The sequence below is a fragment of the Pseudomonas kielensis genome (genome assembly GCF_030505375.1).
GTDB classification, from domain to species: domain Bacteria; phylum Pseudomonadota; class Gammaproteobacteria; order Pseudomonadales; family Pseudomonadaceae; genus Aquipseudomonas; species Aquipseudomonas kielensis.
This window is the reverse complement of sequence record NZ_CP130043.1, coordinates 3,088,407-3,115,363: the sequence shown is the minus strand read 5'-3', so window position 1 is coordinate 3,115,363 and position 26,957 is coordinate 3,088,407. Positions and strand designations below refer to the sequence as shown.

Below are 26,957 nucleotides of genomic sequence, written 5' to 3'. Positions count from 1 at the left end.
CTGCCGAGGGGGATTCCCATTGCCTGCGATGCAGTACAATCGCTGCTTTTAATCGCCAACCAGCCGGCCAATCCAATGATCGAACCCAAGCGCGTCTTGCGCGCCCTCGCCGAACACTGGGCACTTCTGGAGCCACTGTGTGAGCATTTCGACCAAGGCACTCTGAGCCTCAACGAACTGCGCACGCAATTGGCCGCCCAGCAACTGGACAGCACGCCACAGGACATCACCAGCCTGCTGGATGTGTGGATCCGCCTCGACATTCTGGTTCCGGTGGCAAAAAGCCCGAACCGCTTTGAACTGAACGCGCAGATCCACGATTTCCTGGCCTACCTGCGCCGCGAGCACCGCTTGGGCCTGTGCCTGGAAATCGAAGCCTACTTGCGGCACCTGGAGCGGCTGGCCGGCTACATCCAAGACGCGTTCGACATTCGCGATGGCAACGACCTGGCGCGCCAGTTGCGCTTGCTCGACATGCGCGTACGCGATGTGTTGAAAAAACTCGCCAACGACGAACAGGCCCTGGTGGCCGTCGCCGAGCGGGCCAAGACCAGCGACCGGCAGATTCCCTTGCGCCAGCGTTATGCCGAAGTACTGGCGACCTGGGACGAGTATGTCGAGCCGATGATCCAGTTGGTCAACGCCGACGGCGCCTTCGAACAAGGCGTGCGCAAGGTCGAGAACGTCCTGCTCAAGATGCTCACCGAGCAGCAGCGCCTGGGCCATCTGGTCGACGACGACATGCTCCTGCGCACCCACGCGCGCATCCTTGAAATGCAGACCAGCGCCCAACTGACCCTGCGCCACGCCCGCGAGTTGTTGCTGCCGCTGCGCGAAGAAGCCCGCCGGCACAACGCCGTGACCCGTGGCGCGGCACTGGCCCTGTCGATGATCCGGCGCAAGGGCATCGACGCGGTGCCACAAGCGGCGATGCCGATGTTCACTCGCCCGCAAAGCACCTTCCTTGGCAGTGCCAGCCAGGTGGAAGCCTATGTCTACGCCCTGGCGCGTTTCGAGCCAAAGCCTGCGCGTTTCCCCAAGGCCCACAAAGTCCAGACCGGCGAAGCCCCGCGTGCACCACGTACGGTCCGGGAAATGCTCGAGCGCTGCGAAGACGCCCTGCCGATGCCAGACTTGATGACCTGGCTGTTGGAGCAGGAACCCGATGGCGCAACCGACGAGCTGCTGTATTGGTTCTCGCGCCTGTCGCGGGATAAACGCTTCAAGCGCGAGCGCCTGGAACGCCGCGATTACCACACTCACGAGCATCAGGTCAGCCTGCGCTCCTTCGCCCTGCTCTCGGCAGGCTCTGACGCCAGCGAGAATTCTGCGAGCACTTCCCATGCATCTTGATCTATCCGAACTGTCTCAGCTGGCGCCGATCTTTCGCGAGCTGTTCAAGGGTTATCACGTCAGCCGTCGCGATCCTGAGCTGTACGCGCAGCTGTCGAACTTTCAGGACCAGTACCGCACCTTGTTCCGCGCCCTGGGTTTTGAACTGGTGTGCGATACCCGGGGCTTCTACTACTTTGTGCCGGACCTCGCCGCCGCTGCCGTGAACAAGACGGCCCAGCGCCTGGCGTTGTTCACCTTCATCCTGGTCGAACACCTGGCCGACCAGGGCCGCGATCCGATCGCCGTGCTCGACGGCGGTAGCCTGGGCCGCGATGAACTGCCGTCGTTGCTGGAAAAATACCGCGACCTGTTCATCCAGGCCGAAGTGCAGACCGTGGAAGAACTCGAAGAAAAGATCATGCGGCGCATGACCCAGCTCGGTTTTGCCGGGGAAGAGAACGGCATCTACCGTTTCCTGCCACCGATGCACCGCTTCCTCGACGTGTGCCTGTCGGTGCAGCAGGACCGCGACCTGGCCGCCAGCCTGCACAGCGTGCTGCCATTGCCGGCGCCGGTGCTGATTGACGACGACAGCGACGAAAAATTGCTGCAGACCGATGATCCGCTGGACCTCAGCGACTTCGCCGAAGACAGTGAAGAAGATGCCTTGGCCCGTGCCATTGCCGAAGAACAGGAGCTCGACGCATGAGCAAGGAACGCTACGGCATTCGCCGCTTTGCCCTTCTGAATACCGCAGGTTACAGCCTCGGCCTGTTCCCGCTGGAAGAGCCGCTGTCGGTCTATGGGGCGAACAACCTGGGCAAGTCCGCCTCGATCAACGCCCTGCAGTTCCCGATCCTGGCGCGCATGTCGGACATGAGTTTCGGCAAGTACAGCCTGGAACAATCGCGGCGTTTCTACTTCGCCTCCGACACCAGCTACATCCTGGTGGAGGTCTCGCTGCCCCACGGTCCGCATGTGATCGGCGTGGTCGGTCGTGGGCCGGGCGGCGGTTTTGGCCACCAGTTCTTCGCTTACGCCGGCAAGCTGGACCTGGCCCACTACCAGAAAAACGACACGTGCCTGCGCCAGAAAGAATTGTTCAGCAACCTGGAGCGCGAAGGCCTCAAGGCCTACGAGCTGAAACCGGATGAACTGCGGCGCCTGCTGGTAGGCGGTCACACGTCGATCCCGCTGGACCTGACCCTGATTCCGCTGCGCTCCACCAGTGAGCAGAGCCTGAAGACTTTCCGGGCGCTGTTCATCAACCTGCTGCACATGCGGGAAATCACCGCGGCCAAGCTCAAGCAACTGTTCCTCGATGCCTTCGAGCACAGCCTGCGCTCCGGCAGCGTCGATTACATCGCGGCGTGTGAAGAAGCCTTCCGCGATGTACGCCGCATGGAGCAGGACTACAACTCACTGGTTACCGCCGGCCCCTTGGTCGAAGCCCTGTCGGCAGGCGTAACCCAGCGCAATATTTTGCGCGGCAAGTTGCACCGCATCTCGCCGCTGCTCGATTCCCTGCTGGGCACCTGGTCGGACTACGCCAGTGCGCGCAAGGAAGAACTGACGATCCAGGCCGAGCACTACCGCAACGAGCAGGACGCCCTGCAAAACGATCAGCGTGGCGGCACGCAGGAGCTGATGCGCCTGGAACGCGAGATCACCGGCATCCAGCGCTGGCTCGGCGAGTTGTCGGTGCTCAAGCATCGTTTCGCGTTGGTTGAAGACGTCAAAGTCCTGGAGCAGCAACTGCTGGCAGCCAAGGATGCCCACGATGAACTGGCCGGCGCCCTGGCCCAGTCCCGGCAGTTCAGCGCCGAAGACCTGGAAGAGCGCCTGCGGGACCTGGAAAAGCGCCTGAAGTCGGTCAAGCAGCAACTCGATCACGCCGACAACAACAGCTATGCGCGCCTGCGCGAAGAGTTTTCGCAACAGGACGTCGAACGCCTGATGCGCCTGTTCAACAGCGCGCTGTTCAGCCTGCCGTTGGGTGAGCACGGTATTACGCTGGACGAGGACGGTCAGTGGGTCAAATCCCTGGAGCTGATTCTCGACGGCTTCAAGGGTGAGCGTTTCGACGTGCCGGGGCTGTCCATCGACATTTCCCACATCGAACCGCCCGCCCTGCAAGCCTTGGCTGACCGCGCCGCATTGCGCGACCAGAAAGAGCGCCTGGACAAAGAACTCAAGCAACTGAAAACCCAGCAGGCCGTCGCCGCGGACCGCGCTGCCAGCAAGACCCAGACTGAAGCGTTGTACCAGCAGGTGCTGGACGCGCAAAAAGCCCTGGAGGACTTCCGTCGCGCGCAGACCCTGAGCGCCGAAGAAGGCGACAAGCTTGAGCAACTGGCACAGATGGAAGCGGCCCAGGACGAGTTGAAGCGCTCCAGCGATGCCTTCACCGAACGCGTCCAGCAACTGTCGGCCAAGCTGCAACTGGTCGGCCGGCAGATCGGCGACATGGAAGCCAAGCAACGCACCCTCGACGACGCCCTGCGCCGCCGCCAGTTGTTGCCGGCCGACCTGCCGTTCGGCACGCCGTTCATGGACCCGATCGACGATTCCATGGACAACCTGTTGCCGCTGCTCAATGACTACCAGGACAGTTGGCAGGGCTTGCTGCGTGTCGACGGCCAGATCGACGCCTTGTACGCCCAGGTTCGCCTCAAGGGCGTGGCCAAGTTCGACAGCGAAGACGACATGGAGCGGCGCCTGCAATTGCTGATCAACGCTTACGCCCACCGTACCGATGAAGCCCTGACCCTGGGCAAGGCCCGGCGTGCGGCCGTCACCGACATCGCCCGGACACTGCGCAATATCCGCAGCGACTACGACAGCCTCGAACACCAGTTGGCGCTGTTCAACCGCGAGATCAACAAGCGCCAGGTGTCCAACCTGCAGAGCTTTCGCATCGTCCTGGCGCCGAACAAGGAAGCCCTCAAGCACATTGACCAGATCATCCACAGTGCCGGTCAGTACGAGGAAGGCGAAACCCTGTCGGTGTTCGACCTGAGCCAGAGTGCCGAGCAGGACAACAAGAACGAGGAGGCCAAGGAGTACCTGGCGCGCCTGGTGGCGGCGAACCACAACCAGCTCGGCCTCAAGGACCTGTTCGAGCTGGCGTTCGAGATTACCAAGGTCAATGGCCAGCCGGTGATCCACACCGACATCGATGGCGCCGCGTCCAACGGCACTACGATGACCATCAAGGCGCTGACCAACATGTATTTGTTGCTGCACTTGATGGACCGGGACCAGGCCGGGCGGGTGCGCTTGCCGTACTACCTCGACGAAGCCGCGGATATCGATGAGAAGAACCAGGCCGCCCTGCTGGAAACCAGCCTGCAACTGGGCTTTGTGCCGATCTTGGCCAGCGTCAAGCCACAGGTCTGCGCCAGTGTGGCGATTGACCTGGAAGGTGGCAGCGGGCCGAACGGGATCTACATCGACGAGGCGGACTGGAAGTACATTCGCCGGCATGACGAGGTGAAACCGGCAGTCAGCGTCGAGTCGACCGAAGCCGAGCTGGACGCCGTCTAAGCGCTCAACTGGTGCCTCAACAAAAAGGCCGCGATCCATTGGATCGCGGCCTTTTTTTGTTCAGCGGGTTTTGGCTTACTTGCCGAGGGAGATCTTCGGCGCCCACTCCAGCCATTCGTCTTCGAACTTGTCGAACAACGGGAAGGTCTGCTGCGGCCGCGCCGGGTTACCCATGCGTTCGCCATCTGGCGTGGCGAAGGCAACGCCGCCCTGGATCAGGGTTTCCAGGGATTCGGTGCGCACGGTCGCGCCCTTGAACAGGCTGTAATCCAGGCCAAAACCGCTGGTGTTCCAGAAGCGCGTACCGCTGCGTACCAGTGGCGCGTACTTCGGCTCGATGAGGATGTGGATCAACACCCGGTCCGCAGTCTGCCCCAGCTCGTAACCGGTGACCTTGCCCACCGTGATTTCCCGGTAGGTCACCGGCACCCCGATTTTCAGCGAGCCACGGCGCGCGGCGCTCAGCACCAGGCTCAGGCCGGCCTCTTGCGCGGTGGCTTCAGGTGGCTGTGGCAGGGCAACGAAGTTCTTTTGCGGGCCGAGGTTTTTCACCGCCGGCTGCACTTCGATGTACTGCCCGGTCACCAGGGTTTCCAGATTGGAGGTCTTGATCAGGCCCAATTGCGGCTTGACCACCCAGAACTGGCTGCCCACCCGGGCAATGCGTTCCGGCACTACGGTGATGCGCGCGGTGAGCAGCACCGATTGCAGGTCGTCGCTGAGGTCAACGTCTTCCACCTTGCCGACGTCCAGGCCTTTGTAGCGAATCGGCGTGCCATTGCGCAGACCGTCGCCGCGGTCGAGCTTGAGGGTGACCACGGTGCCTTTCTCCATCGCCTCGTCATGGCTGGTGAACAGACGGAAGCGCGGAATGCGTTTTTGCAGCGGCGCCTTGGCCTCCGGAGTCTCGAACGCAATCCCGCCGGCCATCAGGCTTTGCAGGGATTCGCTCTTGACCTGGATCCCGCCGGTGAGACCACCGGTGAGGGTGATGCCGCTGGCATTCCAGAAACGCGTGGAGGCATTGACCAGGCCTTCGTATTCCTTCTCGATGTGCACGCCGATGACCAATTGCTTCTTGGTCCGCGAGAACTGATAGCTCTGCACCGAGCCGACCTTGACCTGTTTGTAGAGAATCGGGCTGCCAACCTCCAGCGAACCGAGGTTCTCGGTGAACAGCACCAGGTGCAGGCCCGGAGAGCGCAGGTCCAGTGGCGGCGCCTTAGGCCGTGCCTCGAACTCGCGCTTGGGCGGGCTACCCTTGTCGCCCGGACGCACGGCGATGTAGTTACCCTTGACCAGGGCTTCCAGGCCAGTAATACCGGCCAGAGAAATCGACGGCTTGACCACCCAGAACTGCGTGCCATCGACCAGGTAATCTTCAGCCAGTGGGTCGAGGGTCAGTTCGGCGGTGGCGCTGGACAGGTCGGAGTCGACCTTCAGGGCCTTGAGGTTGCCGACCTGAATGCCTTTGTACATGACCGGCGTACGGCCGGCTTGCAGGCCTTCGAAATCGCTGAGCTTGACCTTGACCCGGATACCCGCCTGGGCGGCGTCGAAGTCTTCATACAGACGGAACGGCAGGCTCGGGTCGGTGGGCGGGCTGTCCTTGCGGTTTTCCGGCGTGGCAAAGGCGATACCGCCGGCCACGATGCTGGCCAGCGACTCGCTACGCACCTTCACACCCGACAGGTTGGCGTCGATGCTGATCCCGCTGGCATTCCAGAAACGCGTGTGTTTGCGCACCAGATTGGCGTAGGTGGGCTCAATGAAGACCTTGATCTCGACGGTACTCTGGTCCTCGGACAGCAGGTAGCTCTTCACCTGACCGACCTGGATCTGCTTGTAGAACACCGGGCTGCCGCGGTTCAGCGAGCCCAGGCGATCGGCCTTGATGGTCAGGTGCAGGCCTGGCTTGGAGTCCGACAGGGGCGGCTCTTGGGCGAGGGCCTTGAACTTGCGGGTCGGTTCGCCCTCACCCGGGCTGATCGCCACATAGTTACCCGAGACCAGGGTTTCCAGACCGGTAATACCGGCCAGGGTTACGCTGGGCTTGACCAGCCAGAAGCGCGTGCTGGTCTTCAGGTACTGCTCGACGTCCTTGTTCATTTCGACCGTGGCGATTACCCCACGGCTCTTGCCTTCATCATCGAGGGTCAGGCTTTTGACCTTGCCCACCGACATGCCTTTGTAGACCACTTCGGTCTTGTTGGCCTGAATGCCTTCACCGCTTTCGAAGCGGATTTGGACCTGGATCCCGGTCTCGTTATAGGCACGCCAGCCCAGCCACCCACCAATCACCAAGGCGATCAGGGGCAACACCCAGATGGCCGACCAGTTGGAAGCCGGTCGGGTTTTAGCTTTAGGCAAATCAGTCATGGTCGTCGTCCGACTCCGTGTTATCCCAAATCAGTCGGGGATCGAAAGTTACTGCAGCAAGCATTGTCAAAATCACCACACTGGCGAAGGCCACTGCACCGAGATTGGCCTCGATGGTGGCGAGCCGACCAAAGTTGACCACTGCCACCAGAATCGCGATGACAAAGATGTCGAGCATTGACCAGCGGCCAATGAACTCAATGAAGCGGTACATCAGGATGCGTTGCCGCGCGGATAAAGGCTGGCGGCGCTGCACCGAAAACAGCAGCAGGGCGATGCCGACAAGCTTGAAGGTCGGCACCAGGATACTGGCGACAAACACCACCGCGGCGATGGGAATCATCCCGTGCTGCACCAGGGTGATCACGCCGGACATGATCGTATCGCCTTGGCCCTGCCCCAGGGCGCTGACTGTCATGATGGGCAACAGATTGGCGGGTATATACAGAATCGCGGCGGTGATCAACAGCGCCCAGGTGCGCACCAGGCTATTGGGTCGGCGGGCATGGACCATCGCGCCACAGCGCGTGCAGGTCTGCTCGTCGGTGTCGGGTTCCTGTTTGTTCAACTGATGGCACTCAGCACAAATCAGAATGCCTGCATCAATCGCCCGCATGAGCATCCTCCCCGGATAACGCTTCCCAGATCTGGTGCGGTGACATCACCACCTCAAGCCAGACCTGAACCAACAGCAAGCTGATAAAACACCCCAGGCCCAAGCCAATGGTGATGGACGCCAGGTCAGCGAGTTTGACGATGGCCACCAGCACCCCCATCAAATAAACCTCGAGCATCCCCCAATCCCGCAGATGGTGATAAATGCGGTAGAGCAGCAGGCCATAGCTGCGTCCGATATCAAATCGAATGCTCAACAATACCAATAACTGACAGAGCAACTTGAGCAGGGGGATCCCCATGCTGCACAGGAACACCACGACCGCCACGCCTTGCATGCCGGTATCAAACAGGCCGACAACACCACTCCAGACCGTGTCGTGTGACGTCTGCCCGAGTAGATTGAGTTCCATGATCGGTAAAAAGTTCGCAGGGACGAACAACAACAGCGCAGCGATCACCAGTGCGAGGCTACGCTCCACGACATTGTGCCGATGGGCGTAGAGCTCATAACCGCAACGCGGGCATAAGGCTTTCTCGTCATGAGCGAGGTGTGGCTTGCGCATCAGCAAGTCGCATTCATGACATGCCACCAAGTTGTCCAGCGGTAAATCTGACAGCCCGCAGGCGTCAACCGGATCCGGCATAGAGGGCTCTGATTGTGAAAATAAGGGCTCTATTCTAGTGTTCTGACTGAGAAATAACTGCGCAATTTTGTGTCGATCCTGCAATGAAACTTTCTCGCGCGCAAAAACAAAACCCCAACTGCTTTCGCAATTGGGGTTTTGGAATTTAATCTTGACGATGACCTACTCTCACATGGGGAAACCCCACACTACCATCGGCGATGCATCGTTTCACTGCTGAGTTCGGGATGGGATCAGGTGGTTCCAATGCTCTATGGTCGTCAAGAAATTCGGGTACTGAGTCGTGGCCAGTTGGCCTCGCTTCAGCAAATTGGGTATGTGATAGCTTTCGGTGTTTTGTGAGTTCTCGAACTTTCGGTTCGTTTCGTCTTCACACACCGCAATCAGATGCCTCTTTCGAAGTCACAAGATTGCTTGGGTGTTATATGGTCAAGCCTCACGGGCAATTAGTATTGGTTAGCTCAACGCCTCACAGCGCTTACACACCCAACCTATCAACGTCGTAGTCTTCGACGGCCCTTCAGGGAACTCAAGGTTCCAGTGAGATCTCATCTTGAGGCTAGTTTCCCGCTTAGATGCTTTCAGCGGTTATCTATTCCGAACATAGCTACCCGGCAATGCCACTGGCGTGACAACCGGAACACCAGAGGTTCGTCCACTCCGGTCCTCTCGTACTAGGAGCAGCCCCTCTCAAATCTCAAACGTCCACGGCAGATAGGGACCGAACTGTCTCACGACGTTCTAAACCCAGCTCGCGTACCACTTTAAATGGCGAACAGCCATACCCTTGGGACCGGCTTCAGCCCCAGGATGTGATGAGCCGACATCGAGGTGCCAAACACCGCCGTCGATATGAACTCTTGGGCGGTATCAGCCTGTTATCCCCGGAGTACCTTTTATCCGTTGAGCGATGGCCCTTCCATACAGAACCACCGGATCACTAAGACCTACTTTCGTACCTGCTCGACGTGTCTGTCTCGCAGTCAAGCGCGCTTTTGCCTTTATACTCTACGACCGATTTCCGACCGGTCTGAGCGCACCTTCGTACTCCTCCGTTACTCTTTAGGAGGAGACCGCCCCAGTCAAACTACCCACCATACACTGTCCTCGATCCGGATAACGGACCTGAGTTAGAACCTCAAAGTTGCCAGGGTGGTATTTCAAGGTTGGCTCCACGCAGACTGGCGTCCACGCTTCAAAGCCTCCCACCTATCCTACACAAGCAAATTCAAAGTCCAGTGCAAAGCTATAGTAAAGGTTCACGGGGTCTTTCCGTCTAGCCGCGGATACACTGCATCTTCACAGCGATTTCAATTTCACTGAGTCTCGGGTGGAGACAGCGCCGCCATCGTTACGCCATTCGTGCAGGTCGGAACTTACCCGACAAGGAATTTCGCTACCTTAGGACCGTTATAGTTACGGCCGCCGTTTACCGGGGCTTCGATCAAGAGCTTCGCGTTAGCTAACCCCATCAATTAACCTTCCGGCACCGGGCAGGCGTCACACCCTATACGTCCACTTTCGTGTTTGCAGAGTGCTGTGTTTTTAATAAACAGTCGCAGCGGCCTGGTATCTTCGACCGGCGTGGGCTTACGGAGCAAGTCCTTCACCCTCACCGGCGCACCTTCTCCCGAAGTTACGGTGCCATTTTGCCTAGTTCCTTCACCCGAGTTCTCTCAAGCGCCTTGGTATTCTCTACCCAACCACCTGTGTCGGTTTGGGGTACGGTTCCTGGTTACCTGAAGCTTAGAAGCTTTTCTTGGAAGCATGGCATCAACCACTTCGTGTTCTAAAAGAACACTCGTCATCAGCTCTCGGCCTTAAGATCCCGGATTTACCTAAGATCTCAGCCTACCACCTTAAACTTGGACAACCAACGCCAAGCTGGCCTAGCCTTCTCCGTCCCTCCATCGCAATAACCAGAAGTACAGGAATATTAACCTGTTTTCCATCGACTACGCTTTTCAGCCTCGCCTTAGGGACCGACTAACCCTGCGTCGATTAACGTTGCGCAGGAAACCTTGGTCTTTCGGCGTGGGTGTTTTTCACACCCATTGTCGTTACTCATGTCAGCATTCGCACTTCTGATACCTCCAGCAAGCTTCTCAACTCACCTTCACAGGCTTACAGAACGCTCCTCTACCGCATCACCTAAGTGATACCCGTAGCTTCGGTGTATGGTTTGAGCCCCGTTACATCTTCCGCGCAGGCCGACTCGACTAGTGAGCTATTACGCTTTCTTTAAAGGGTGGCTGCTTCTAAGCCAACCTCCTAGCTGTCTAAGCCTTCCCACATCGTTTCCCACTTAACCATAACTTTGGGACCTTAGCTGACGGTCTGGGTTGTTTCCCTTTTCACGACGGACGTTAGCACCCGCCGTGTGTCTCCCATGCTCGGCACTTGTAGGTATTCGGAGTTTGCATCGGTTTGGTAAGTCGGGATGACCCCCTAGCCGAAACAGTGCTCTACCCCCTACAGTGATACATGAGGCGCTACCTAAATAGCTTTCGAGGAGAACCAGCTATCTCCGAGCTTGATTAGCCTTTCACTCCGATCCACAGGTCATCCGCTAACTTTTCAACGGTAGTCGGTTCGGTCCTCCAGTTAGTGTTACCCAACCTTCAACCTGCCCATGGATAGATCGCCCGGTTTCGGGTCTATTCCCAGCGACTAGACGCCCTATTAAGACTCGCTTTCGCTACGCCTCCCCTATTCGGTTAAGCTCGCCACTGAAAATAAGTCGCTGACCCATTATACAAAAGGTACGCAGTCACCCAACAAAGTGGGCTCCCACTGCTTGTACGCATACGGTTTCAGGATCTATTTCACTCCCCTCTCCGGGGTTCTTTTCGCCTTTCCCTCACGGTACTAGTTCACTATCGGTCAGTCAGTAGTATTTAGCCTTGGAGGATGGTCCCCCCATATTCAGACAAAGTTTCTCGTGCTCCGTCCTACTCGATTTCATGACTAAGAGATTTTCGCGTACAGGGCTATCACCCACTATGGCCGTACTTTCCAGAACGTTCCGCTAATCTCAAAGCCACTTAAGGGCTAGTCCCCGTTCGCTCGCCACTACTAAGGGAATCTCGGTTGATTTCTTTTCCTCAGGGTACTTAGATGTTTCAGTTCCCCTGGTTCGCCTCTTAAGCCTATGTATTCAGCTTAAGATAACCATCTTATGATGGCTGGGTTCCCCCATTCAGACATCTCCGGATCAAAGTCTGTTTGCCGACTCCCCGAAGCTTTTCGCAGGCTACCACGTCTTTCATCGCCTCTGACTGCCAAGGCATCCACCGTATGCGCTTCTTCACTTGACCATATAACCCCAAGCAATCTGGTTATACTATGAAGACGACATTCGCCGAAAATTCGCAATTACTCACAAATTTTACCTTAGCCTGATCCGTTACCAGTGAAAGTAACGTTCAGTCTATCTTTCTATCACATACCCAAATTTTTAAAGAACGATCTAATCAAAGACTAGAAATCAACATTCACCATCGCAGTGATGGAATGCTCATTTCTAAGCTTTCAACAAACAGAAGCAGTAGTGGTGGAGCCAAACGGGATCGAACCGTTGACCTCCTGCGTGCAAGGCAGGCGCTCTCCCAGCTGAGCTATGGCCCCGTATTTCTACAGGTTCTTCCCACACAAAATTGGTGGGTCTGGGCAGATTCGAACTGCCGACCTCACCCTTATCAGGGGTGCGCTCTAACCAACTGAGCTACAGACCCAATTTCGGGCTGCTTCTTATCGTCTTCTTCAATGAATCAAGCAATTCGTGTGGGAGCTTATGCAGCAGCCTGATGTCGTCGATTAAGGAGGTGATCCAGCCGCAGGTTCCCCTACGGCTACCTTGTTACGACTTCACCCCAGTCATGAATCACACCGTGGTAACCGTCCTCCCGAAGGTTAGACTAGCTACTTCTGGTGCAACCCACTCCCATGGTGTGACGGGCGGTGTGTACAAGGCCCGGGAACGTATTCACCGCGACATTCTGATTCGCGATTACTAGCGATTCCGACTTCACGCAGTCGAGTTGCAGACTGCGATCCGGACTACGATCGGTTTTATGGGATTAGCTCCACCTCGCGGCTTGGCAACCCTCTGTACCGACCATTGTAGCACGTGTGTAGCCCAGGCCGTAAGGGCCATGATGACTTGACGTCATCCCCACCTTCCTCCGGTTTGTCACCGGCAGTCTCCTTAGAGTGCCCACCATTACGTGCTGGTAACTAAGGACAAGGGTTGCGCTCGTTACGGGACTTAACCCAACATCTCACGACACGAGCTGACGACAGCCATGCAGCACCTGTCTCAATGTTCCCGAAGGCACCAATCCATCTCTGGAAAGTTCATTGGATGTCAAGGCCTGGTAAGGTTCTTCGCGTTGCTTCGAATTAAACCACATGCTCCACCGCTTGTGCGGGCCCCCGTCAATTCATTTGAGTTTTAACCTTGCGGCCGTACTCCCCAGGCGGTCAACTTAATGCGTTAGCTGCGCCACTAAGAGCTCAAGGCTCCCAACGGCTAGTTGACATCGTTTACGGCGTGGACTACCAGGGTATCTAATCCTGTTTGCTCCCCACGCTTTCGCACCTCAGTGTCAGTATCAGTCCAGGTGGTCGCCTTCGCCACTGGTGTTCCTTCCTATATCTACGCATTTCACCGCTACACAGGAAATTCCACCACCCTCTACCATACTCTAGCTTGTCAGTTTTGAATGCAGTTCCCAGGTTGAGCCCGGGGATTTCACATCCAACTTAACAAACCACCTACGCGCGCTTTACGCCCAGTAATTCCGATTAACGCTTGCACCCTCTGTATTACCGCGGCTGCTGGCACAGAGTTAGCCGGTGCTTATTCTGTCGGTAACGTCAAGACAGCAACGTATTAGGTTACTGCCCTTCCTCCCAACTTAAAGTGCTTTACAATCCGAAGACCTTCTTCACACACGCGGCATGGCTGGATCAGGCTTTCGCCCATTGTCCAATATTCCCCACTGCTGCCTCCCGTAGGAGTCTGGACCGTGTCTCAGTTCCAGTGTGACTGATCATCCTCTCAGACCAGTTACGGATCGTCGCCTTGGTGAGCCATTACCCCACCAACTAGCTAATCCGACCTAGGCTCATCTGATAGCGCAAGGCCCGAAGGTCCCCTGCTTTCTCCCGTAGGACGTATGCGGTATTAGCGTCCGTTTCCGAGCGTTATCCCCCACTACCAGGCAGATTCCTAGGCATTACTCACCCGTCCGCCGCTCTCAAGAGAAGCAAGCTTCTCTCTACCGCTCGACTTGCATGTGTTAGGCCTGCCGCCAGCGTTCAATCTGAGCCATGATCAAACTCTTCAGTTCAAACATCTTTGGGTTTTTAAGAAACCCTAAACTTGGCTCAGCAATCGTTGGTTACATCTTTGATTTCTCGCGGAGTAACTTGTGATGCTGATAATCTTTTTGACTATCAGTCTGACAGCACAAGCACCCACACGAATTGCTTGATTCAGTTGTTAAAGAGCGGTTGGTTAAGATCTTTCGTCTCAACCGAGGCGCGCATTCTACAGCAGCCTCATTTGCTGTCAAGTGGTATTTTTCAGAAGCTTTCGAAGATTTCTTCAACAACTTCAACCACTTGCGCTTCCGATCACTCGGTAGCGGGAGGCGAATTCTACAGCGTTACACGCTGCTGTCAACACCTCTTTTTCAACTCCTTTCGCGCTTCGATGAACTGAAGCAACCTGCTGCCGAAAACTGCGTAACTCGTTGTTTACCAAGGAGTTTTCCGTTTCGACTGCGCCGGAAGTGGGGCGAATTATAGACACCTGGAATCTGCCGTCAACCTTTAATTAAGCTTTTGTTGCAGAAGGTGCCTTTTTGCCCTTTAAACGCGGAATTCGCCGAGCAATGGCAGGTACACGCAAGACTAATAACAGCGCACCTATAGAGGCATAGATCGCCCACTCTTTCAGATCTGCACGAACTATCCACAACATATGCAGCAAACCAAGCCCCAGAATCCCGTAGACCAGGCGATGCAACTTCTTCCAGCGCACCCCCAAACGTCGCTGACTGTATCGATTGGAAGTCACCGCCAGCAGCAGCAACCCCACAAGGCCGAGACTGCCAACAATAATGTATGGCCGCTTGCTCAGTCTCCACCCCCAACTGCGACCAATCCAATCCGAGAACAAATACCAGATAGGCAGACAGATGCAGCGCAGCATAGGCAAAACTCCACAACCCCAACTGCCGCCTGACCGCTATCCAGCCCGGCCACCCGCTCAGTCTCTGCAAAGGCGTCATACCCAGGGTAATCAAGAGCAGCGTCAAGGTTCCCAACCCCAGGCGATCGACCAACACCTTGCCCGGGTCCGGCCCCAGCGCCGAACTCCAGGCCTCATACAACCAGAGTAGCGGCCACACCGCCGCCGCTATAAAGACGGCACAGCGCCAAAACACAAAGCGCATCAGTAGTGAGTCCTCAAGTCCATCCCTGCATACAGGTCGGCGACTTCATCCGCGTAGCCATTGAACATCTGAGTGTCGCGCACATTGGGCTTGAACAATCCGCTGGGCAAACGCCGCTCCCGCGCCTGAGTCCAACGCGGATGATCCACTGTGGGGTTCACATTGGCGAAGAAGCCGTACTCATCCGCGGCAATGCTCTGCCAAGTGGTTTTCGGCTGCTCGCTGACCAGGCTGATCCGCACGATGGATTTCACACTCTTGAACCCATACTTCCACGGCACCACCAGACGCAATGGCGCACCGTTCTGGTTCGGCAATTCGCGCCCGTACATCCCGACCGCCAGTATCGCCAGCGGATTCATCGCCTCATCCAGGCGCAGCCCTTCTATATAAGGCCAGTCGATCAGGGCAAACCCGGAGCGCTGGCCCGGCATACTCTTAGGATCCTGCAAGGTTTCGAAGCGAATGTAGCGAGCCTTGGAAGTAGGCTCGACCTGCTTGAGCAACGCCGAAAGAGGAAAACCGATCCAGGGGATCACCATCGACCAGGCCTCCACACAGCGCAGGCGGTAAATGCGTTCCTCCAACTGATAGGGTTTCATCAAGTCTTCCAAGGCATAGCGCCCCGGCTTCCCCACCTCCCCGTCCACCACCACGCTCCAGGGTTCGGTTTTCAAGGCGCCAGCATTGGCCGCTGGATCCCCCTTGTCGGTACCGAACTCATAGAAGTTGTTGTAGTGGGTCGCATCCTTGAAGGGCGTGATCGACTCATCCTTGACATTGACCGCCCCCCAGCGCGTCGCAGGGAGTTTCTCGTTGAACCAGGCAGGCGCCTTGCCAGGCTCGACGCCCGGGTAACGCGCAACGTCATCGGCGCTGGCCCAGCGCGGCAGACTGCTGGCAGCTATTACGCCGACAGCACTGCCCAGCACGCTGCGGCGAGAGAGATAGAGGGATTCAGGTGTGACGTCCGACTCAGTGCAGTCAGACGACTTGGGGAATTTGAATAACATGACAACTCCGCAGCATTGGAGGGCTGATGCACCAATAGACTGCGGAGTATGGGGGAAATTACATCACTCGGCTTTTTTGTGCCGGCGAAGGTGTAACAAGTACTGCACCGGGCCAGAGGCGGCGTAGGCGAGGAACACCAGCAGCAAGATGCGCGGCGGATCACTGAACACCACGGCAAACACCAGCACCACCGCCAGGATCGCCACAAAAGGCACGCGCCCCTTCAGGTCCAGCTCCTTGAAGCTGTTGTACTTGATGTTGCTGACCATCAGCATGCCGGCCGCGGCCACCATCAGCGCCACCAGGAAGGACATTTTTGAGCCCTGGATCCCGTAGTCGCTGAACGCCCAGACAATACCCGCCACCACACCCGCGGCAGCCGGGCTGGCCAGGCCAATGAAGTAACGCTTGTCCGCGGTCCCCACCTGGGTGTTGAAGCGCGCCAGACGCAAGGCCGCACCCGCTACATAGATGAAGGCAACCATCCAGCCGACCTTGCCCATGTCGCCCAGGGCCCAGCCGAAGGCCAGCAACGCCGGTGCAACGCCAAAGGCGACCATATCCGACAGCGAGTCGTACTCGGCGCCAAAGGCGCTCTGGGTGTTGGTCATCCGCGCCACCCGACCATCGAGGCCATCGAGCACCATGGCAACAAAGATCGCGATTGCCGCGAAAGCAAAATACTTGCTCGCGCCGGCAGCATCACCGGCACTCAAGGCACTCTGGGCGCTCATCGAGTTGATGATGGAGTAGAACCCCGCGAACAGGTTCGCGGTGGTGAACAGATTCGGCAGAAGATAGATACCACGATGCCGGACTTTACGGCCTTCAGCGTCATGCCCTTCTTCGATGTGTTCATCGATGGGCAGCAGGCTTTCGGCGTCAGAAGCCTGGTTTGGCTCTTCGGGACGTTCGCTCATGGACAGTACCTTGCAACGGTGTGGAAAGTTTCGACAGGTGTCTGCGCCAACGGTTCGCAGCACAAACGATGCAGCTTTATACCAGAACCTGCCCACCAAACGAAAAAACGCGGCCTAAGCCGCGTTTTTCGTACAGGGTCGTGACTTAGTTTTTGGCTTTGTCGACGATCTTGTTGGCACCGATCCACGGCATCATCGAACGCAGTTGCTCGCCGATGATTTCGATACCGTGCGCAGCGTTGTTACGACGCTTGGCGGTCATCGAAGGGTAGCCGGTAGCACCTTCGCTGATGAACATCTTGGCGTACTCGCCGTCCTGAATGCGTTTCAGGGCGTTGCGCATGGCCTGACGGGATTCGGCGTTGATAACTTCCGGGCCGGTCACGTACTCGCCGTACTCGGCGTTGTTGGAGATCGAGTAGTTCATGTTGGCGATACCGCCTTCGTACATGAGGTCTACGATCAACTTCAGTTCGTGCAGGCACTCGAAGTAGGCCATTTCTGGCGCGTAGCCAGCTTCAACCAGCGTTTCGAAACCGGCTTTGACCAGTTCAACGGTACCGCCGCACAGAACGGCTTGCTCGCCGAACAGGTCGGTTTCGGTCTCGTCCTTGAAGGTGGTTTCGATGATGCCGGTACGACCACCGCCAACGCCCGCAGCGTAGGACAGTGCAACGTTCTTGGCGTTGCCCGAAGCATCCTGGTAGATGGCGATCAGGTCAGGGATACCACCGCCTTTGACGAACTCGGAACGCACGGTGTGACCTGGAGCCTTCGGCGCGATCATGATCACGTCGAGGTCAGCGCGCGGCACAACCTGGTTGTAGTGGATCGCGAAACCGTGGGAGAAGGCCAGGGTGGCGCCTTTCTTGATGTTCGGCTCGATTTCGTTCTTGTACAGGGCAGATTGGAACTCGTCCGGGGTCAGGATCATGACCAGGTCGGCAGCGGCAACAGCGGAAGCCACGTCAGTCACTTTCAGGCCGTGAGCTTCAGCCTTGGCAACGGTAGCCGAACCTTTACGCAGGCCAACGGTAACGTCAACGCCGGAATCTTTCAGGTTGCACGCTTGAGCGTGACCCTGGGAGCCGTAACCGATAATGGCAACTTTCTTGCCCTGGATGATGGACAGGTCGCAGTCTTTTTCGTAATAAACTTTCATGAAATTCCCCTATATATCCAGGCCGTTCAGGCCATTCGCTAATTTGGTTTAGATGCTGAGTACTTTGTCGCCGCGGGCAATACCGGTTACGCCACTACGGACGGTTTCCAGGATCGAGGCGGTGCCAATGGACTGGATGAAGCTGTCGAGCTTGTCGCTGGTACCGGTCAGTTGAACGGTATACACGCTGGCGCTGACATCGACGATCTGCCCACGATAAATATCGGTAGTGCGTTTGATCTCGGCGCGCTGGGCACCGGTGGCCTTGACCTTGACCAGCATCAGCTCGCGCTCGATGTGCGCGCTTTCCGACAGGTCGACCAGCTTGACCACTTCGATCAGCTTGTTCAGGTTCTTGGTGATCTGCTCGATGATTTCATCGTGCCCCACGGTAGTCAGCGTCAGACGCGACAGGGTCGGGTCTTCGGTAGGTGCCACGGTCAGGCTTTCGATGTTGTAGTTACGCTGCGAGAACAGCCCGACCACACGAGACAGAGCGCCCGGTTCGTTTTCCAGAAGCAAGGAAATAATGTGCCGCATGATTAAGTACGCTCCGTCTTGCTCAGCCACATATCGCGCATGGAGCCGTCTTTGATCTGCATCGGGTAGACGTGCTCGCTGGTGTCGACCGAAATATCGATCACCACCAGGCGGTCCTTCATGGCAAACGCTTCTTCCATCTTCGACTTGAGGTCTTTCGAGTCGGTGATGCGCACGCCGACGTGGCCATAGGCCTCGGCCAGCTTGACGAAGTCAGGCAACGACTCCATGTAGGAGTGCGAATGACGGCTGCCGTAGCTCATGTCTTGCCATTGGCGAACCATGCCCAGCACACCGTTGTTGAGGATCACGATCTTGACCGGCAAGCCGTACTGCAGGCAGGTGGACAGTTCCTGGATGTTCATCTGGATGCTGCCTTCGCCTGTGACGCAGGCAACATCGACATCCGGGAAGCTCAACTTGATGCCCATGGCCGCCGGGAAACCGAAGCCCATGGTGCCCAGGCCGCCAGAGTTGATCCAGCGGTTTGGCTTGTTGAACTTGTAGTACTGCGCCGCGAACATCTGGTGCTGGCCCACGTCGGAGGTCACAAAGGCATCGCCCTTGGTCACTTCGCACAGGGTCTCGATCACGGTCTGTGGCTTGATGACGCTGCCATCACCCTTGTCGTAAGGGAACAGGCCACGATCACCGCGCCACTCGTCCACTTGCTTCCACCAACTGGCAACGGACTCCTTGTTCGGGGTCTCGCCGATTTCCTTGAGGATCGCGACCATTTCGTTCAGGACGCTTTCCACCGGGCCCACGATTGGCACGTCGGCCTTGATGGTCTTGGAGATCGAAGCCGGGTCGATATCGATGTGGATGATCTTGGCATTCGGGCAGAACTTCGCCGGGCCGTTGATCACACGGTCATCGAAACGGGCGCCGACCGCCAGGATCACGTCAGCGTGGTGCATGGCCAGGTTGGCGGTGTAACTGCCGTGCATGCCGAGCATGCCAATGAACTGACGGTCGGTGCCAGGGTAGGCACCCAAGCCCATCAGGGTATTGGTCACGGGCAGATTGAGCATCTGGGCCAGTTCGGTCAGCGGCGCGGAGCCGCCACCGAGGATCACGCCGCCACCTGCGTACAACACAGGACGCTTGGCCGCCAGGAGCATTTCTGCCGCCTTGCGGATTTGCCCGGAGTGACCACGAACAGCCGGGCTGTAGGAACGCAGCTTGGCTTTTTTCGGGAAGATGTATTCGAACTTCTCGGCCGGGTTGGTCATGTCTTTTGGAATATCGACAACCACCGGACCAGGACGACCGGATTGCGCCAGGTAGAACGCCTTCTTCATGACTTCCGGGATTTCCGAAGCGTGCTTGATCATGAAGCTGTGCTTCACGATCGGCCGGGAGATACCGATCATGTCGGTTTCCTGGAACGCGTCGGTGCCGACCATGGTGCTAGGCACCTGACCGGAAATGATCACCATTGGAATCGAGTCCATATAGGCGGTGGCAATCCCGGTGATGGCGTTTGTGGCGCCTGGACCGGAAGTCACCAATACCACGCCGGCTTTACCGGTGGCACGGGCGTAGCCGTCAGCCATATGGGTAGCCGCTTGTTCGTGGCGAACCAGGATGTGAGTCACTTCCGGTTCTTTGAACAGGGCATCGTATACATGAAGGAGAGCACCACCCGGGTACCCGTAGATATATTTGACGCCTTCGTCACGCAAAAAGCGGACGAGCATCTCACCGCCAGATAAAAGCTCCACGTTGTTCACCTCTAAAACGCCAGAATACCGCCCACATAAGGGGACGGGTCTTAATAGGTTTACTTCTCAGCAGAGCATGAGCGACGGTGGTCGCCGACTACGTCAGCACTGACTGAGCAAGTATTGGGAGCGTCCCAAGTGTTGCGGGACTTTCCCACCCAGCGCGAGGTAACGCGTTGCGGGTGTAACAGGTCGGCGCGGATGTGCGCCTCATGATCTGCTGAGCGGGCCTGCTTCTGGCAGTCCCTCTACAGCGGACTTTGGATTCTTCTGTTTCGCCCTCTGCAAGTCAAGCCGTCAATGTGCTTAATTCGAACTAAGCGCATGAGAACGCAAGAAAAAACCGCCAAACCCCAGGTCGGATTATTTCAATTGCGCAGTTTTGGCAAGAAAATGGCATACGAACGCACCTGTCGCAGCGCACAGAGTGGATTTTCTTGAGGGGTTAAGCGTCACTGCCAGCAGGACGCTGGCAGTGATCATATCAACGGGAAGCGCTGATCAGTTGGTCGAACTCTTTGAGCAGAACCTGCAACTGACGATCCCGGCCCTGGACATCGCGGGCGGCGAAGACCATTTCGGCCATCTCCTGAATCCCCGAGGCGTTGGGCAAGGGCAGATCCTGTTCGAGGATCAACTTCATCCGTGGCAGGAAGATCCATTGCAGCCACTGCTCGAAGTCCAGGGTGTCGACCGAGAACGGCTCCACACTGGACAGTGCCTGCGCAGAAGGCGAGACCTCGTCCCACCAGCCCTGGACCCGCAACTCGCGCTCGATCAGCAGCAACTGCTCGGCAATCTTCGGAAAACGTTGATCCATCACAGCGTAACCTTGGCCTTCTGCCGTGCCTGGGCGGCACCGGCGGCATCGCCCTGCTGCTCACGCGCCTGGGCGATCAACCCCCACAGGCTGGCCTGCAGGTCAGGACGGCCATTAGCCAGGGTCAGGCCGCGACGGGCGAACTGCTCCGCCTGAGGGGCATCGCCCTGGGCCATGCGCACTTGCGCCAGGCGATAGAGCACTTGCGGCTCACGCGGGGCTACCCGCTGGGCCCGCTCCAGGCTCGACGAGGCGCCATTGAGGTCACCGCCTGCCTGTTGCTGCTGGGCCGTGGTGAGCAAGGCCAGTACCGGGCCGTCCAACTGTTCATCAGCCGACAGACCACCGGCCGCGCTGCTGGCAGAAGGCACGCCGCTTGGCGTCGGCGGCAGGCTGTAGCTGGTGCTCGGCACGAGCGGACCACTGTCGACCGGCCCCGGAGTAATCGGTCCGGAGCTGATCGGGCCTGGGGTGATCGGCTGAGTGCTGATCGGCGTCGAGGTCGTGGCGCCGCCACCTGGCACCATCACCACCACACCGGTATCACCCTGTGGAATGGCCTGGACCTGACCCTGTGCAGGGCGGGTCACCGTAGTCTTGCGAAAGCCGCCGTTGGCAGAGAGCCGCTCGCTGTTGGACACCGCGGTGCCCGAATCAACCACCGGAATCGAACCGCGCTGCACGGTCGAGCAACCACTGAGCAAAGTCAGAGCCGTCAGCGTTACCGCTGGAATAAACCACTTGTTCACTTGAAACCCTCTCTGCTTAATTCATCCAGCCCTTGACCCAGTCCATCACCGATTCGCCTGACGCGGGGTCTGTGCCACCGCAGGCAGCGCCGGGAGGCGGTTCGCTGCCGCGAATATACGGCATCTGCACCGCGCCTGGGCAACTGGCATCCGAGCCCTGCCCGGTCCGCGAATCGACCCACGCCTGCACGATGTTATCCGGCTGCGGCATGTCCAGCGGCAGCGGATCGGCCTTGCGCATGAAACTGCTCCAGACCTGCAGCGCACCGGTGGCACCGGTGAACGGCGTCTTGCCGTTGTCATCGCGGCCCAGCCACACCACCGCCAGCAGGTCCTGGCTGAAACCGGCGAACCAGCTGTCGCGAGAATCGTTACTGGTGCCGGTCTTGCCTGCCAGGGTCAACGTCTTGGGCAGCACGTTGTAAACCGAACTGCCGGTACCCTCACGCATCACCCGCTGCATGGCGCTCTGGATCAGATAAATGGAAGCCGGATCAAAACGCTGCTGAATCTGGAACGGATACCGCTTGAGCGGCTCGCCCTCGGCCGTCAGCACGCTGCGAATCCCGCGCATCGGCGTATTAAAACCACCGTTGGCCAGGGTCTGGTACATGGTTGCCACTTCGATCGGCGTCAAGGCGCCCGCCCCCAACAACATCGACGGGAAGGCCGGGAACTCCCGGGTGACCCCCAGGCGACCGAGGGTCTTCAGGACATTCGGCACCCCGACTTCCAGACCCAGGCGCGCGGTCGAGAGGTTGTAGGAGTGCGCCAGGCCCTGATACAGGAAGACCGTGCCGTGGGACCGCCGATCATAGTTCTGCGGTTTCCAGACCTGGCCATCGGCGCCCTTCACCGAGAACGACTCGTCGGACAGCCAACTGGTCAGGGTGTACTTGCTCGGTTTTTCCAGCGCCGTCAGGTACACCGCCGGCTTGATCAGCGAGCCGATCGGCCGCACCGCATCCAGCGCCCGGTTGAACCCGGCAAAACCGGCCTGGCGACTGCCGATCATGGCCTGCACTTCCCCGGTTTCCGGGTTGGTCACCACCATCGCCGCCTCAACCTCGTCCGCGCCCTTGCGTCCGGAAAGACGCTTGAAGGTGTCGTTAACCGAGGCTTCGGCTTTCATCTGCAGGATCGGGTCGAAGCTGGTGAAAATCCGCAGGCCCTCTTCGGTCAAGTCTTCGTCGCGGTAGTCTTCGCGCAACTGGCGCTTGACCAGGTCGATAAAGCCCGGGAACGAACTGTCGGCCAGCTTGCCGCGGGTAGTGACACCCAGCGGCAGTTTTTTCGCGGCCGCCACCTGCTCGGCCGTGGCCACGCCCTGTTGCTCAAGGACATCCAGCACCAGGTTGCGCCGCTCCAGCGCCCGCTCGGGGTTGCGTCGCGGGTTGTAGTAGGACGGCCCCTTGACCATGCCCACCAGCATCGCCACTTGATGCAGTTTCAGCTCGGACAACGGCTGGCCGAAGAAGAACTGACTGGCCAGGCCAAAACCGTGCACCGCACGCTGGCCATCCTGACCGACGAACACTTCATTGAGGTACGCCTCAAGAATTTCGCGTTTGTCGTAATGCAGCTCAAGCAACATCGCCATCATGGCTTCCGTCAGCTTGCGGCTCAGGCTGCGCTCGTTGGTCAGGTAGAAGTTCTTGACCAATTGCTGGGTCAGCGTACTGCCGCCCTGGGTCATCTTGCCGCCAGAGGTGTTGACCCAGACGGCCCGGGCAATCGATTTGGGCGACACCCCCCAGTGGCTATAGAAATCCCGGTCTTCAACCGCGACCAGGGTTTCCAGCAAGTAAGGCGGGACCTGATCGAGCTTGATCAGAATCCGGTCTTCGAGATTTTTCGGGTAGATCCCGCCGATCAGCAGCGGCTCCAACCGCACCACGGAGAGCTTCGAGCCGTTCAGCGCAGACAGCTCGGCCACATAGTCACCGGAGAAGCGCACACGCACCGGCTGGGCCTTCTCCACGCCTTCATAGAACTGGAAACCACGGGTGTTCAGGTCCACGGTATTGCCGCTGACCGCAGCTGCGCCAGGGCCGTTGGCCACGCTTTCGCGGCGATAGCCCAGGGCATCGAGTTCCGTCAGGAAATCTTCCTTGCTGAGCTTTTGTCCGACGAACAGCTCCAGCGGACGGGCATAAACCTTGGCGGGAATGGTCCAGCGCTTGCCGGAGAACTTCTCCTGGACCACGGCATCAAGGTAAACGGCAAAGCCTGCCAGCACCACGAGGCCGACCAGACTGAGCTTCAGGGCCCAGCCCAGCCAAGGGCTCAGGCCTTTGGAGGGACGTTTTTTTGCAGTGCGGGGGGATCGGGTACGAGTCATGGCGGCGGATTATACGCACTTTATTCCTGATCAACATGAGCCCCGCGAGGTTTGCGTTGGCCCCGCTTGCGGCCATAATGGCGCCCTTGAATTTTCCCAGACTCTGAAGGATCGCCCGTGAGCCAATCCCTGATCGCTGCCCTGCAAAACCCGGCCCTCTACCCCCATCCGGTAGACGGATTCCAGGTCATCGAGACGCACATCTCCTGGGTGCTGCTCACCGGCCCCTACGCCTATAAAGTGAAAAAGCCGGTGAACTTCGGCTTCCTCGACTTCACCACGCTTGAAGCTCGCGAGCACTTCTGCGCCGAGGAGCTGCGCCTCAACCAGCGTCTGACCAATGACCTGTACCTGGAAGTCTTGCCGATCACCGGCAGCGCCGAAGCCCCCCAGTTGGGCGGCAGCGGTCCGGTACTCGACTACGCGCTGAAAATGCGCCAGTTCCCGCAAAGCCAACTGCTCAGCACCCTGCAGGCCAACGGCGAGCTGACCACCGCGCACATCGACGCGATGGCCCAACAGATCGCCCGCTTCCACCTCGAAGCGCCGCGGGTTCCGGCCGACCACGAAGCCGGCACGCCGGACAGCGTCATGGCGCCGGTACTGCAGAACTTCGACCAGATTCGCCCGTTCCTCAATGACAAGGCCGACCTGCTGCAACTCGAGGCCCTGCAAGCCTGGGCGCAAAGCAGCTTCGAGCGCCTCAAGCCACTGCTGGCCCAACGCAAGGCCGAGGGCTTCATCCGCGAATGCCACGGTGATATCCACCTGGGCAACGCCACCGTGATCGATGGCAACGTGGTGATTTTCGACTGCATCGAATTCAACGAGCCATTCCGCTTCACCGACGTCTATGCCGATACCGGCTTCCTGGCGATGGACCTGGAAGACCGCGGCCTGAAAAGCCTCGCTCGACGTTTCATGAGCCAATACCTGGAGCTGACCGGCGATTACCAGGGCCTGGAACTGCTGAACTTCTACAAAGCCTACCGCGCCCTGGTGCGCGCCAAGGTCAGCCTGTTCAGCATGCCTGCCGATGCCACCCCCGTGCAGCGGGCCACCACTCTGCGTCAGTACCGCAACTACGCCAACCTGGCGGAGAGCTACAGCACCATCCCGTCGCGCTTCCTGGCCATCACCCATGGCGTCTCGGCAGTCGGCAAAAGCCGCGTGGCCATGCGTCTGGTCGAAGCCCTGGGCGCCATCCGCCTGCGTTCCGATGTCGAACGCAAGCGCCTGTTCGGCGAGCAGCAGGTACCAAACGATCCGCAAGCCGGCATCTACAGTGCCGACGCCAGCGCAGCGACCTATGCACGCCTGCATGAGATTGCCGACGTGATCCTGCGTGCCGGCTTCCCGGTGGTGCTCGACGCCACGTACCTCAAGCGCGAGCAGCGCGATGGTGCGGCGCTCGTTGCGGAAGCCACCGGCGCCCCCTTCCTGATTCTCGACTGCAACGCCCCCCAGGCCGTGATCGAGAGCTGGCTCGCGCAGCGTCAGGCAGACAAAAACGATCCCTCCGACGCCAACCTGGCCGTTATCGCGGCTCAACAAGCCAATCGCGAAGCCCTGACGCCTGCAGAAATCCTCTGCAGCAAACGTGTCCAAACCAACGAAAGCGGGACCCTGGACACCGTCGTCGCGCAGATTCGCCAACGCCTGCCGGGCCTGTAAGCACATGGGGCAACTGACGTGGGGCTGTGACAGCCTCACGCCAGTCGCCTAGTGGCACTATACTGGCGTCATAAATCCAACACGGTGACGCCCATGAGCCAGCCCACACTACTCGATACCCCGCTCTATGCCCTGCTGCACAAAGACGACATTCAGGGCTTCAACCGCGAACGCCCAAAGAACGGCCCCATCGATATGGTGGGCGGTGACTTTCGTGGCCTCGACCTGCGCGAACTGAACGCCGAAGGCATCGACTTCAGCGATGCCTACTTCCGCTCCGCCGACCTGCGCGGCATCGATTTTCGCCAGGCGTCCCTGGAAGGCGCGAGCCTGGCCCATGCGCAAATCTCCGGCGCCTACTTCCCGCCCGAACTCTCGGCAGACGAAATCCTCATGTCGATGAACTTCGGCACCCGCCTGCGCTACCGCACTCGCTGATCCCCTCACGCCCCTGAAGTCCGGCACCGCCGCACGGCCGGACTTCAGGGGTCGTTTCGCGACACGCCTCCCCGCCCCCGCCTCCTGCAGAGCTATCTGGCACATAGCCTTAGAAGCTTTTGCGTTCAAACCGACCAAAGAACCACGCTTTTCCTACTGACCGCTACACTCCTCAAAGGTCCGCCCAACGCACTCTTCGCCCATCGCAAGGAGGCTTGATGAATGACGAACTGCAACACCTGAAGAATCTTGGCAAGACGTCGGCGCAATGGCTGCATGCCGTAGGCATTCACAGCGCTTCGGATTTGCGCCGATTAGGGGCGGTGGATGCATACAGGGCGGTACGCACCCGCGGATTCCGCGCATCGAAAGTGCTGCTGTACGCGATCGAGGGAGCGCTGATGGACATGCACTGGAACGATATTCCCGCCGAACGCAAAGACGCCCTCAACAAACAACTGGAAGCCATCTCGTCCCGGCAAAAGAATTGAGCACCCTAGACACCCGTCAACCCCAGGATTTGCGGGGGTTCAAACACGTGTTTAGCGAAATGAAAAAGAATTCGAGAAACATTCGTTGACATCGA

The 26,957-nt window shown here is 58.5% G+C and carries 17 protein-coding genes, 2 tRNA genes, 3 rRNA genes and 1 pseudogene; 6 read left to right on the top strand and 17 right to left on the bottom strand.

Going from position 1 to position 26,957, the window contains the following annotated elements; genetic code table 11:
* Positions 1 to 75: 75 nt before the first annotated feature.
* Genes mksB through mksF form a run of 3 tightly spaced genes read left to right on the top strand, consistent with a single transcriptional unit; the run spans position 76 to position 4,881 of the window.
* Positions 76 to 1,353, top strand: a complete 1,278-nt coding sequence (gene mksB, locus Q1W70_RS14515; protein WP_166589795.1) for an Mks condensin complex protein MksB — start codon at positions 76 to 78, stop codon at positions 1,351 to 1,353.
* Positions 1,343 to 2,044 (top strand): Mks condensin complex protein MksE, encoded by a 702-nt coding sequence (gene mksE, locus Q1W70_RS14510; protein ID WP_095169029.1) that lies wholly within the window; start codon positions 1,343 to 1,345, stop codon positions 2,042 to 2,044. Before mksB ends, mksE begins: the two co-directional genes overlap by 11 nt.
* Positions 2,041 to 4,881, top strand: a complete 2,841-nt coding sequence (gene mksF, locus Q1W70_RS14505) for an Mks condensin complex protein MksF (protein WP_166589796.1) — start codon at positions 2,041 to 2,043, stop codon at positions 4,879 to 4,881. The genes mksE and mksF overlap by 4 nt, the downstream gene beginning before the upstream one ends.
* A gap of 75 nt (positions 4,882 to 4,956) precedes the next feature.
* Here mksF and Q1W70_RS14500 read toward each other — a convergent pair whose 3' ends face one another.
* The 17 genes and pseudogenes from Q1W70_RS14500 to mrcB all read right to left on the bottom strand — a co-directional run bounded on the left by Q1W70_RS14500 (position 4,957) and on the right by mrcB (position 24,259).
* Positions 4,957 to 7,260 carry a PqiB family protein gene (locus Q1W70_RS14500; RefSeq protein ID WP_166589797.1) on the bottom strand — a complete coding sequence of 768 codons (2,304 nt, stop codon included), beginning with the start codon at positions 7,258 to 7,260 and terminating at the stop codon, positions 4,957 to 4,959.
* Positions 7,253 to 7,876, bottom strand: a complete 624-nt coding sequence (locus tag Q1W70_RS14495; protein ID WP_166589798.1) for a paraquat-inducible protein A — start codon at positions 7,874 to 7,876, stop codon at positions 7,253 to 7,255. Before Q1W70_RS14495 ends, Q1W70_RS14500 begins: the two co-directional genes overlap by 8 nt.
* Positions 7,863 to 8,522 (bottom strand): paraquat-inducible protein A, encoded by a 660-nt coding sequence (locus tag Q1W70_RS14490; protein ID WP_166589800.1) that lies wholly within the window; start codon positions 8,520 to 8,522, stop codon positions 7,863 to 7,865. Before Q1W70_RS14490 ends, Q1W70_RS14495 begins: the two co-directional genes overlap by 14 nt.
* Positions 8,523 to 8,671: 149 nt before the next feature.
* Positions 8,672 to 8,787 (bottom strand): 5S ribosomal RNA (gene rrf / locus Q1W70_RS14485).
* A 160-nt stretch (positions 8,788 to 8,947) separates the two neighbouring features.
* Positions 8,948 to 11,839, bottom strand: a 23S ribosomal RNA gene (locus Q1W70_RS14480).
* Positions 11,840 to 12,073: 234 nt separating this feature from the next.
* Positions 12,074 to 12,149, bottom strand: a tRNA-Ala gene (locus tag Q1W70_RS14475).
* Positions 12,150 to 12,179: 30 nt separating this feature from the next.
* Positions 12,180 to 12,256, bottom strand: a tRNA-Ile gene (locus tag Q1W70_RS14470).
* An 83-nt stretch (positions 12,257 to 12,339) separates the two neighbouring features.
* Positions 12,340 to 13,876 (bottom strand): 16S ribosomal RNA (locus tag Q1W70_RS14465).
* The 16S, 23S and 5S rRNA genes sit together here with 2 tRNA genes alongside, the layout of an rRNA operon.
* Before the next feature lie 488 nt (positions 13,877 to 14,364).
* Positions 14,365 to 14,986: pseudogene (gene msrQ / locus Q1W70_RS14460) on the bottom strand (protein-methionine-sulfoxide reductase heme-binding subunit MsrQ).
* Positions 14,986 to 15,999: a protein-methionine-sulfoxide reductase catalytic subunit MsrP gene (gene msrP, locus Q1W70_RS14455; protein WP_166592431.1), complete on the bottom strand. Its 1,014-nt coding sequence runs from the start codon at positions 15,997 to 15,999 to the stop codon at positions 14,986 to 14,988. The pseudogene msrQ and the gene msrP overlap by 1 nt, the downstream one beginning before the upstream one ends.
* A 63-nt stretch (positions 16,000 to 16,062) precedes the next feature.
* Positions 16,063 to 16,920 carry a CDP-diacylglycerol--serine O-phosphatidyltransferase gene (gene pssA, locus Q1W70_RS14450; RefSeq protein WP_095166608.1) on the bottom strand — a complete coding sequence of 286 codons (858 nt, stop codon included), beginning with the start codon at positions 16,918 to 16,920 and terminating at the stop codon, positions 16,063 to 16,065.
* A gap of 145 nt (positions 16,921 to 17,065) precedes the next feature.
* The gene (ilvC, locus tag Q1W70_RS14445) at positions 17,066 to 18,082 is read right to left on the bottom strand and encodes a ketol-acid reductoisomerase (protein WP_007948647.1); all 1,017 of its coding nucleotides are present in this window, start codon (positions 18,080 to 18,082) and stop codon (positions 17,066 to 17,068) included.
* A gap of 48 nt (positions 18,083 to 18,130) precedes the next feature.
* Positions 18,131 to 18,622: an acetolactate synthase small subunit gene (gene ilvN, locus Q1W70_RS14440; protein ID WP_003205610.1), complete on the bottom strand. Its 492-nt coding sequence runs from the start codon at positions 18,620 to 18,622 to the stop codon at positions 18,131 to 18,133.
* A 2-nt stretch (positions 18,623 to 18,624) separates the two neighbouring features.
* Complete coding sequence (locus tag Q1W70_RS14435; protein ID WP_166592430.1) at positions 18,625 to 20,349, bottom strand: acetolactate synthase 3 large subunit; 1,725 nt, start codon at positions 20,347 to 20,349, stop codon at positions 18,625 to 18,627.
* Positions 20,350 to 20,833: 484 nt separating this feature from the next.
* The gene (locus Q1W70_RS14430; protein WP_095166606.1) at positions 20,834 to 21,169 is read right to left on the bottom strand and encodes a YqcC family protein; all 336 of its coding nucleotides are present in this window, start codon (positions 21,167 to 21,169) and stop codon (positions 20,834 to 20,836) included.
* Positions 21,169 to 21,918, bottom strand: a complete 750-nt coding sequence (locus tag Q1W70_RS14425; protein WP_166592429.1) for a tetratricopeptide repeat protein — start codon at positions 21,916 to 21,918, stop codon at positions 21,169 to 21,171. The genes Q1W70_RS14430 and Q1W70_RS14425 overlap by 1 nt, the downstream gene beginning before the upstream one ends.
* Positions 21,919 to 21,934: 16 nt before the next feature.
* Positions 21,935 to 24,259 (bottom strand): penicillin-binding protein 1B, encoded by a 2,325-nt coding sequence (gene mrcB, locus Q1W70_RS14420; protein ID WP_302097470.1) that lies wholly within the window; start codon positions 24,257 to 24,259, stop codon positions 21,935 to 21,937.
* A 117-nt stretch (positions 24,260 to 24,376) separates the two neighbouring features.
* Between mrcB and Q1W70_RS14415 the strand changes: the two genes are divergently transcribed.
* The 3 genes from Q1W70_RS14415 to Q1W70_RS14405 all read left to right on the top strand — a co-directional run bounded on the left by Q1W70_RS14415 (position 24,377) and on the right by Q1W70_RS14405 (position 26,862).
* A complete protein-coding gene (locus Q1W70_RS14415; RefSeq protein WP_166592427.1) occupies positions 24,377 to 25,933 on the top strand; it encodes a bifunctional aminoglycoside phosphotransferase/ATP-binding protein in 1,557 nt (518 codons plus the stop codon).
* A gap of 93 nt (positions 25,934 to 26,026) precedes the next feature.
* Entirely contained in the window at positions 26,027 to 26,371 is a 345-nt protein-coding gene (locus Q1W70_RS14410) for a pentapeptide repeat-containing protein (RefSeq protein WP_166592426.1), read from the top strand.
* A gap of 218 nt (positions 26,372 to 26,589) precedes the next feature.
* Complete coding sequence (locus tag Q1W70_RS14405) at positions 26,590 to 26,862, top strand: TfoX/Sxy family protein (RefSeq protein ID WP_166592425.1); 273 nt, start codon at positions 26,590 to 26,592, stop codon at positions 26,860 to 26,862.
* The last annotated feature ends 95 nt before the right edge of the window (positions 26,863 to 26,957 follow it).

Excerpts from the sequence above, each read along its gene's own strand:
- mksB (WP_166589795.1), top strand. The coding sequence starts at position 76 with ATGATCGAACCCAAGCGCGTCTTGCGCGCCCTCGCCGAACACTGGGCA.
- mksE (WP_095169029.1), top strand. The coding sequence starts at position 1,343 with ATGCATCTTGATCTATCCGAACTGTCTCAGCTGGCGCCGATCTTTCGC.
- mksF (WP_166589796.1), top strand. The coding sequence starts at position 2,041 with ATGAGCAAGGAACGCTACGGCATTCGCCGCTTTGCCCTTCTGAATACC.
- Q1W70_RS14500 (WP_166589797.1), bottom strand. The coding sequence starts at position 7,260 with ATGACTGATTTGCCTAAAGCTAAAACCCGACCGGCTTCCAACTGGTCG.
- Q1W70_RS14495 (WP_166589798.1), bottom strand. The coding sequence starts at position 7,876 with ATGCGGGCGATTGATGCAGGCATTCTGATTTGTGCTGAGTGCCATCAG.
- Q1W70_RS14490 (WP_166589800.1), bottom strand. The coding sequence starts at position 8,522 with ATGCCGGATCCGGTTGACGCCTGCGGGCTGTCAGATTTACCGCTGGAC.
- msrP (WP_166592431.1), bottom strand. The coding sequence starts at position 15,999 with ATGTTATTCAAATTCCCCAAGTCGTCTGACTGCACTGAGTCGGACGTC.
- pssA (WP_095166608.1), bottom strand. The coding sequence starts at position 16,920 with ATGAGCGAACGTCCCGAAGAGCCAAACCAGGCTTCTGACGCCGAAAGC.
- ilvC (WP_007948647.1), bottom strand. The coding sequence starts at position 18,082 with ATGAAAGTTTATTACGAAAAAGACTGCGACCTGTCCATCATCCAGGGC.
- ilvN (WP_003205610.1), bottom strand. The coding sequence starts at position 18,622 with ATGCGGCACATTATTTCCTTGCTTCTGGAAAACGAACCGGGCGCTCTG.
- Q1W70_RS14430 (WP_095166606.1), bottom strand. The coding sequence starts at position 21,169 with ATGGATCAACGTTTTCCGAAGATTGCCGAGCAGTTGCTGCTGATCGAG.
- mrcB (WP_302097470.1), bottom strand. The coding sequence starts at position 24,259 with ATGACTCGTACCCGATCCCCCCGCACTGCAAAAAAACGTCCCTCCAAA.
- Q1W70_RS14410 (WP_166592426.1), top strand. The coding sequence starts at position 26,027 with ATGAGCCAGCCCACACTACTCGATACCCCGCTCTATGCCCTGCTGCAC.
- Q1W70_RS14405 (WP_166592425.1), top strand. The coding sequence starts at position 26,590 with ATGAATGACGAACTGCAACACCTGAAGAATCTTGGCAAGACGTCGGCG.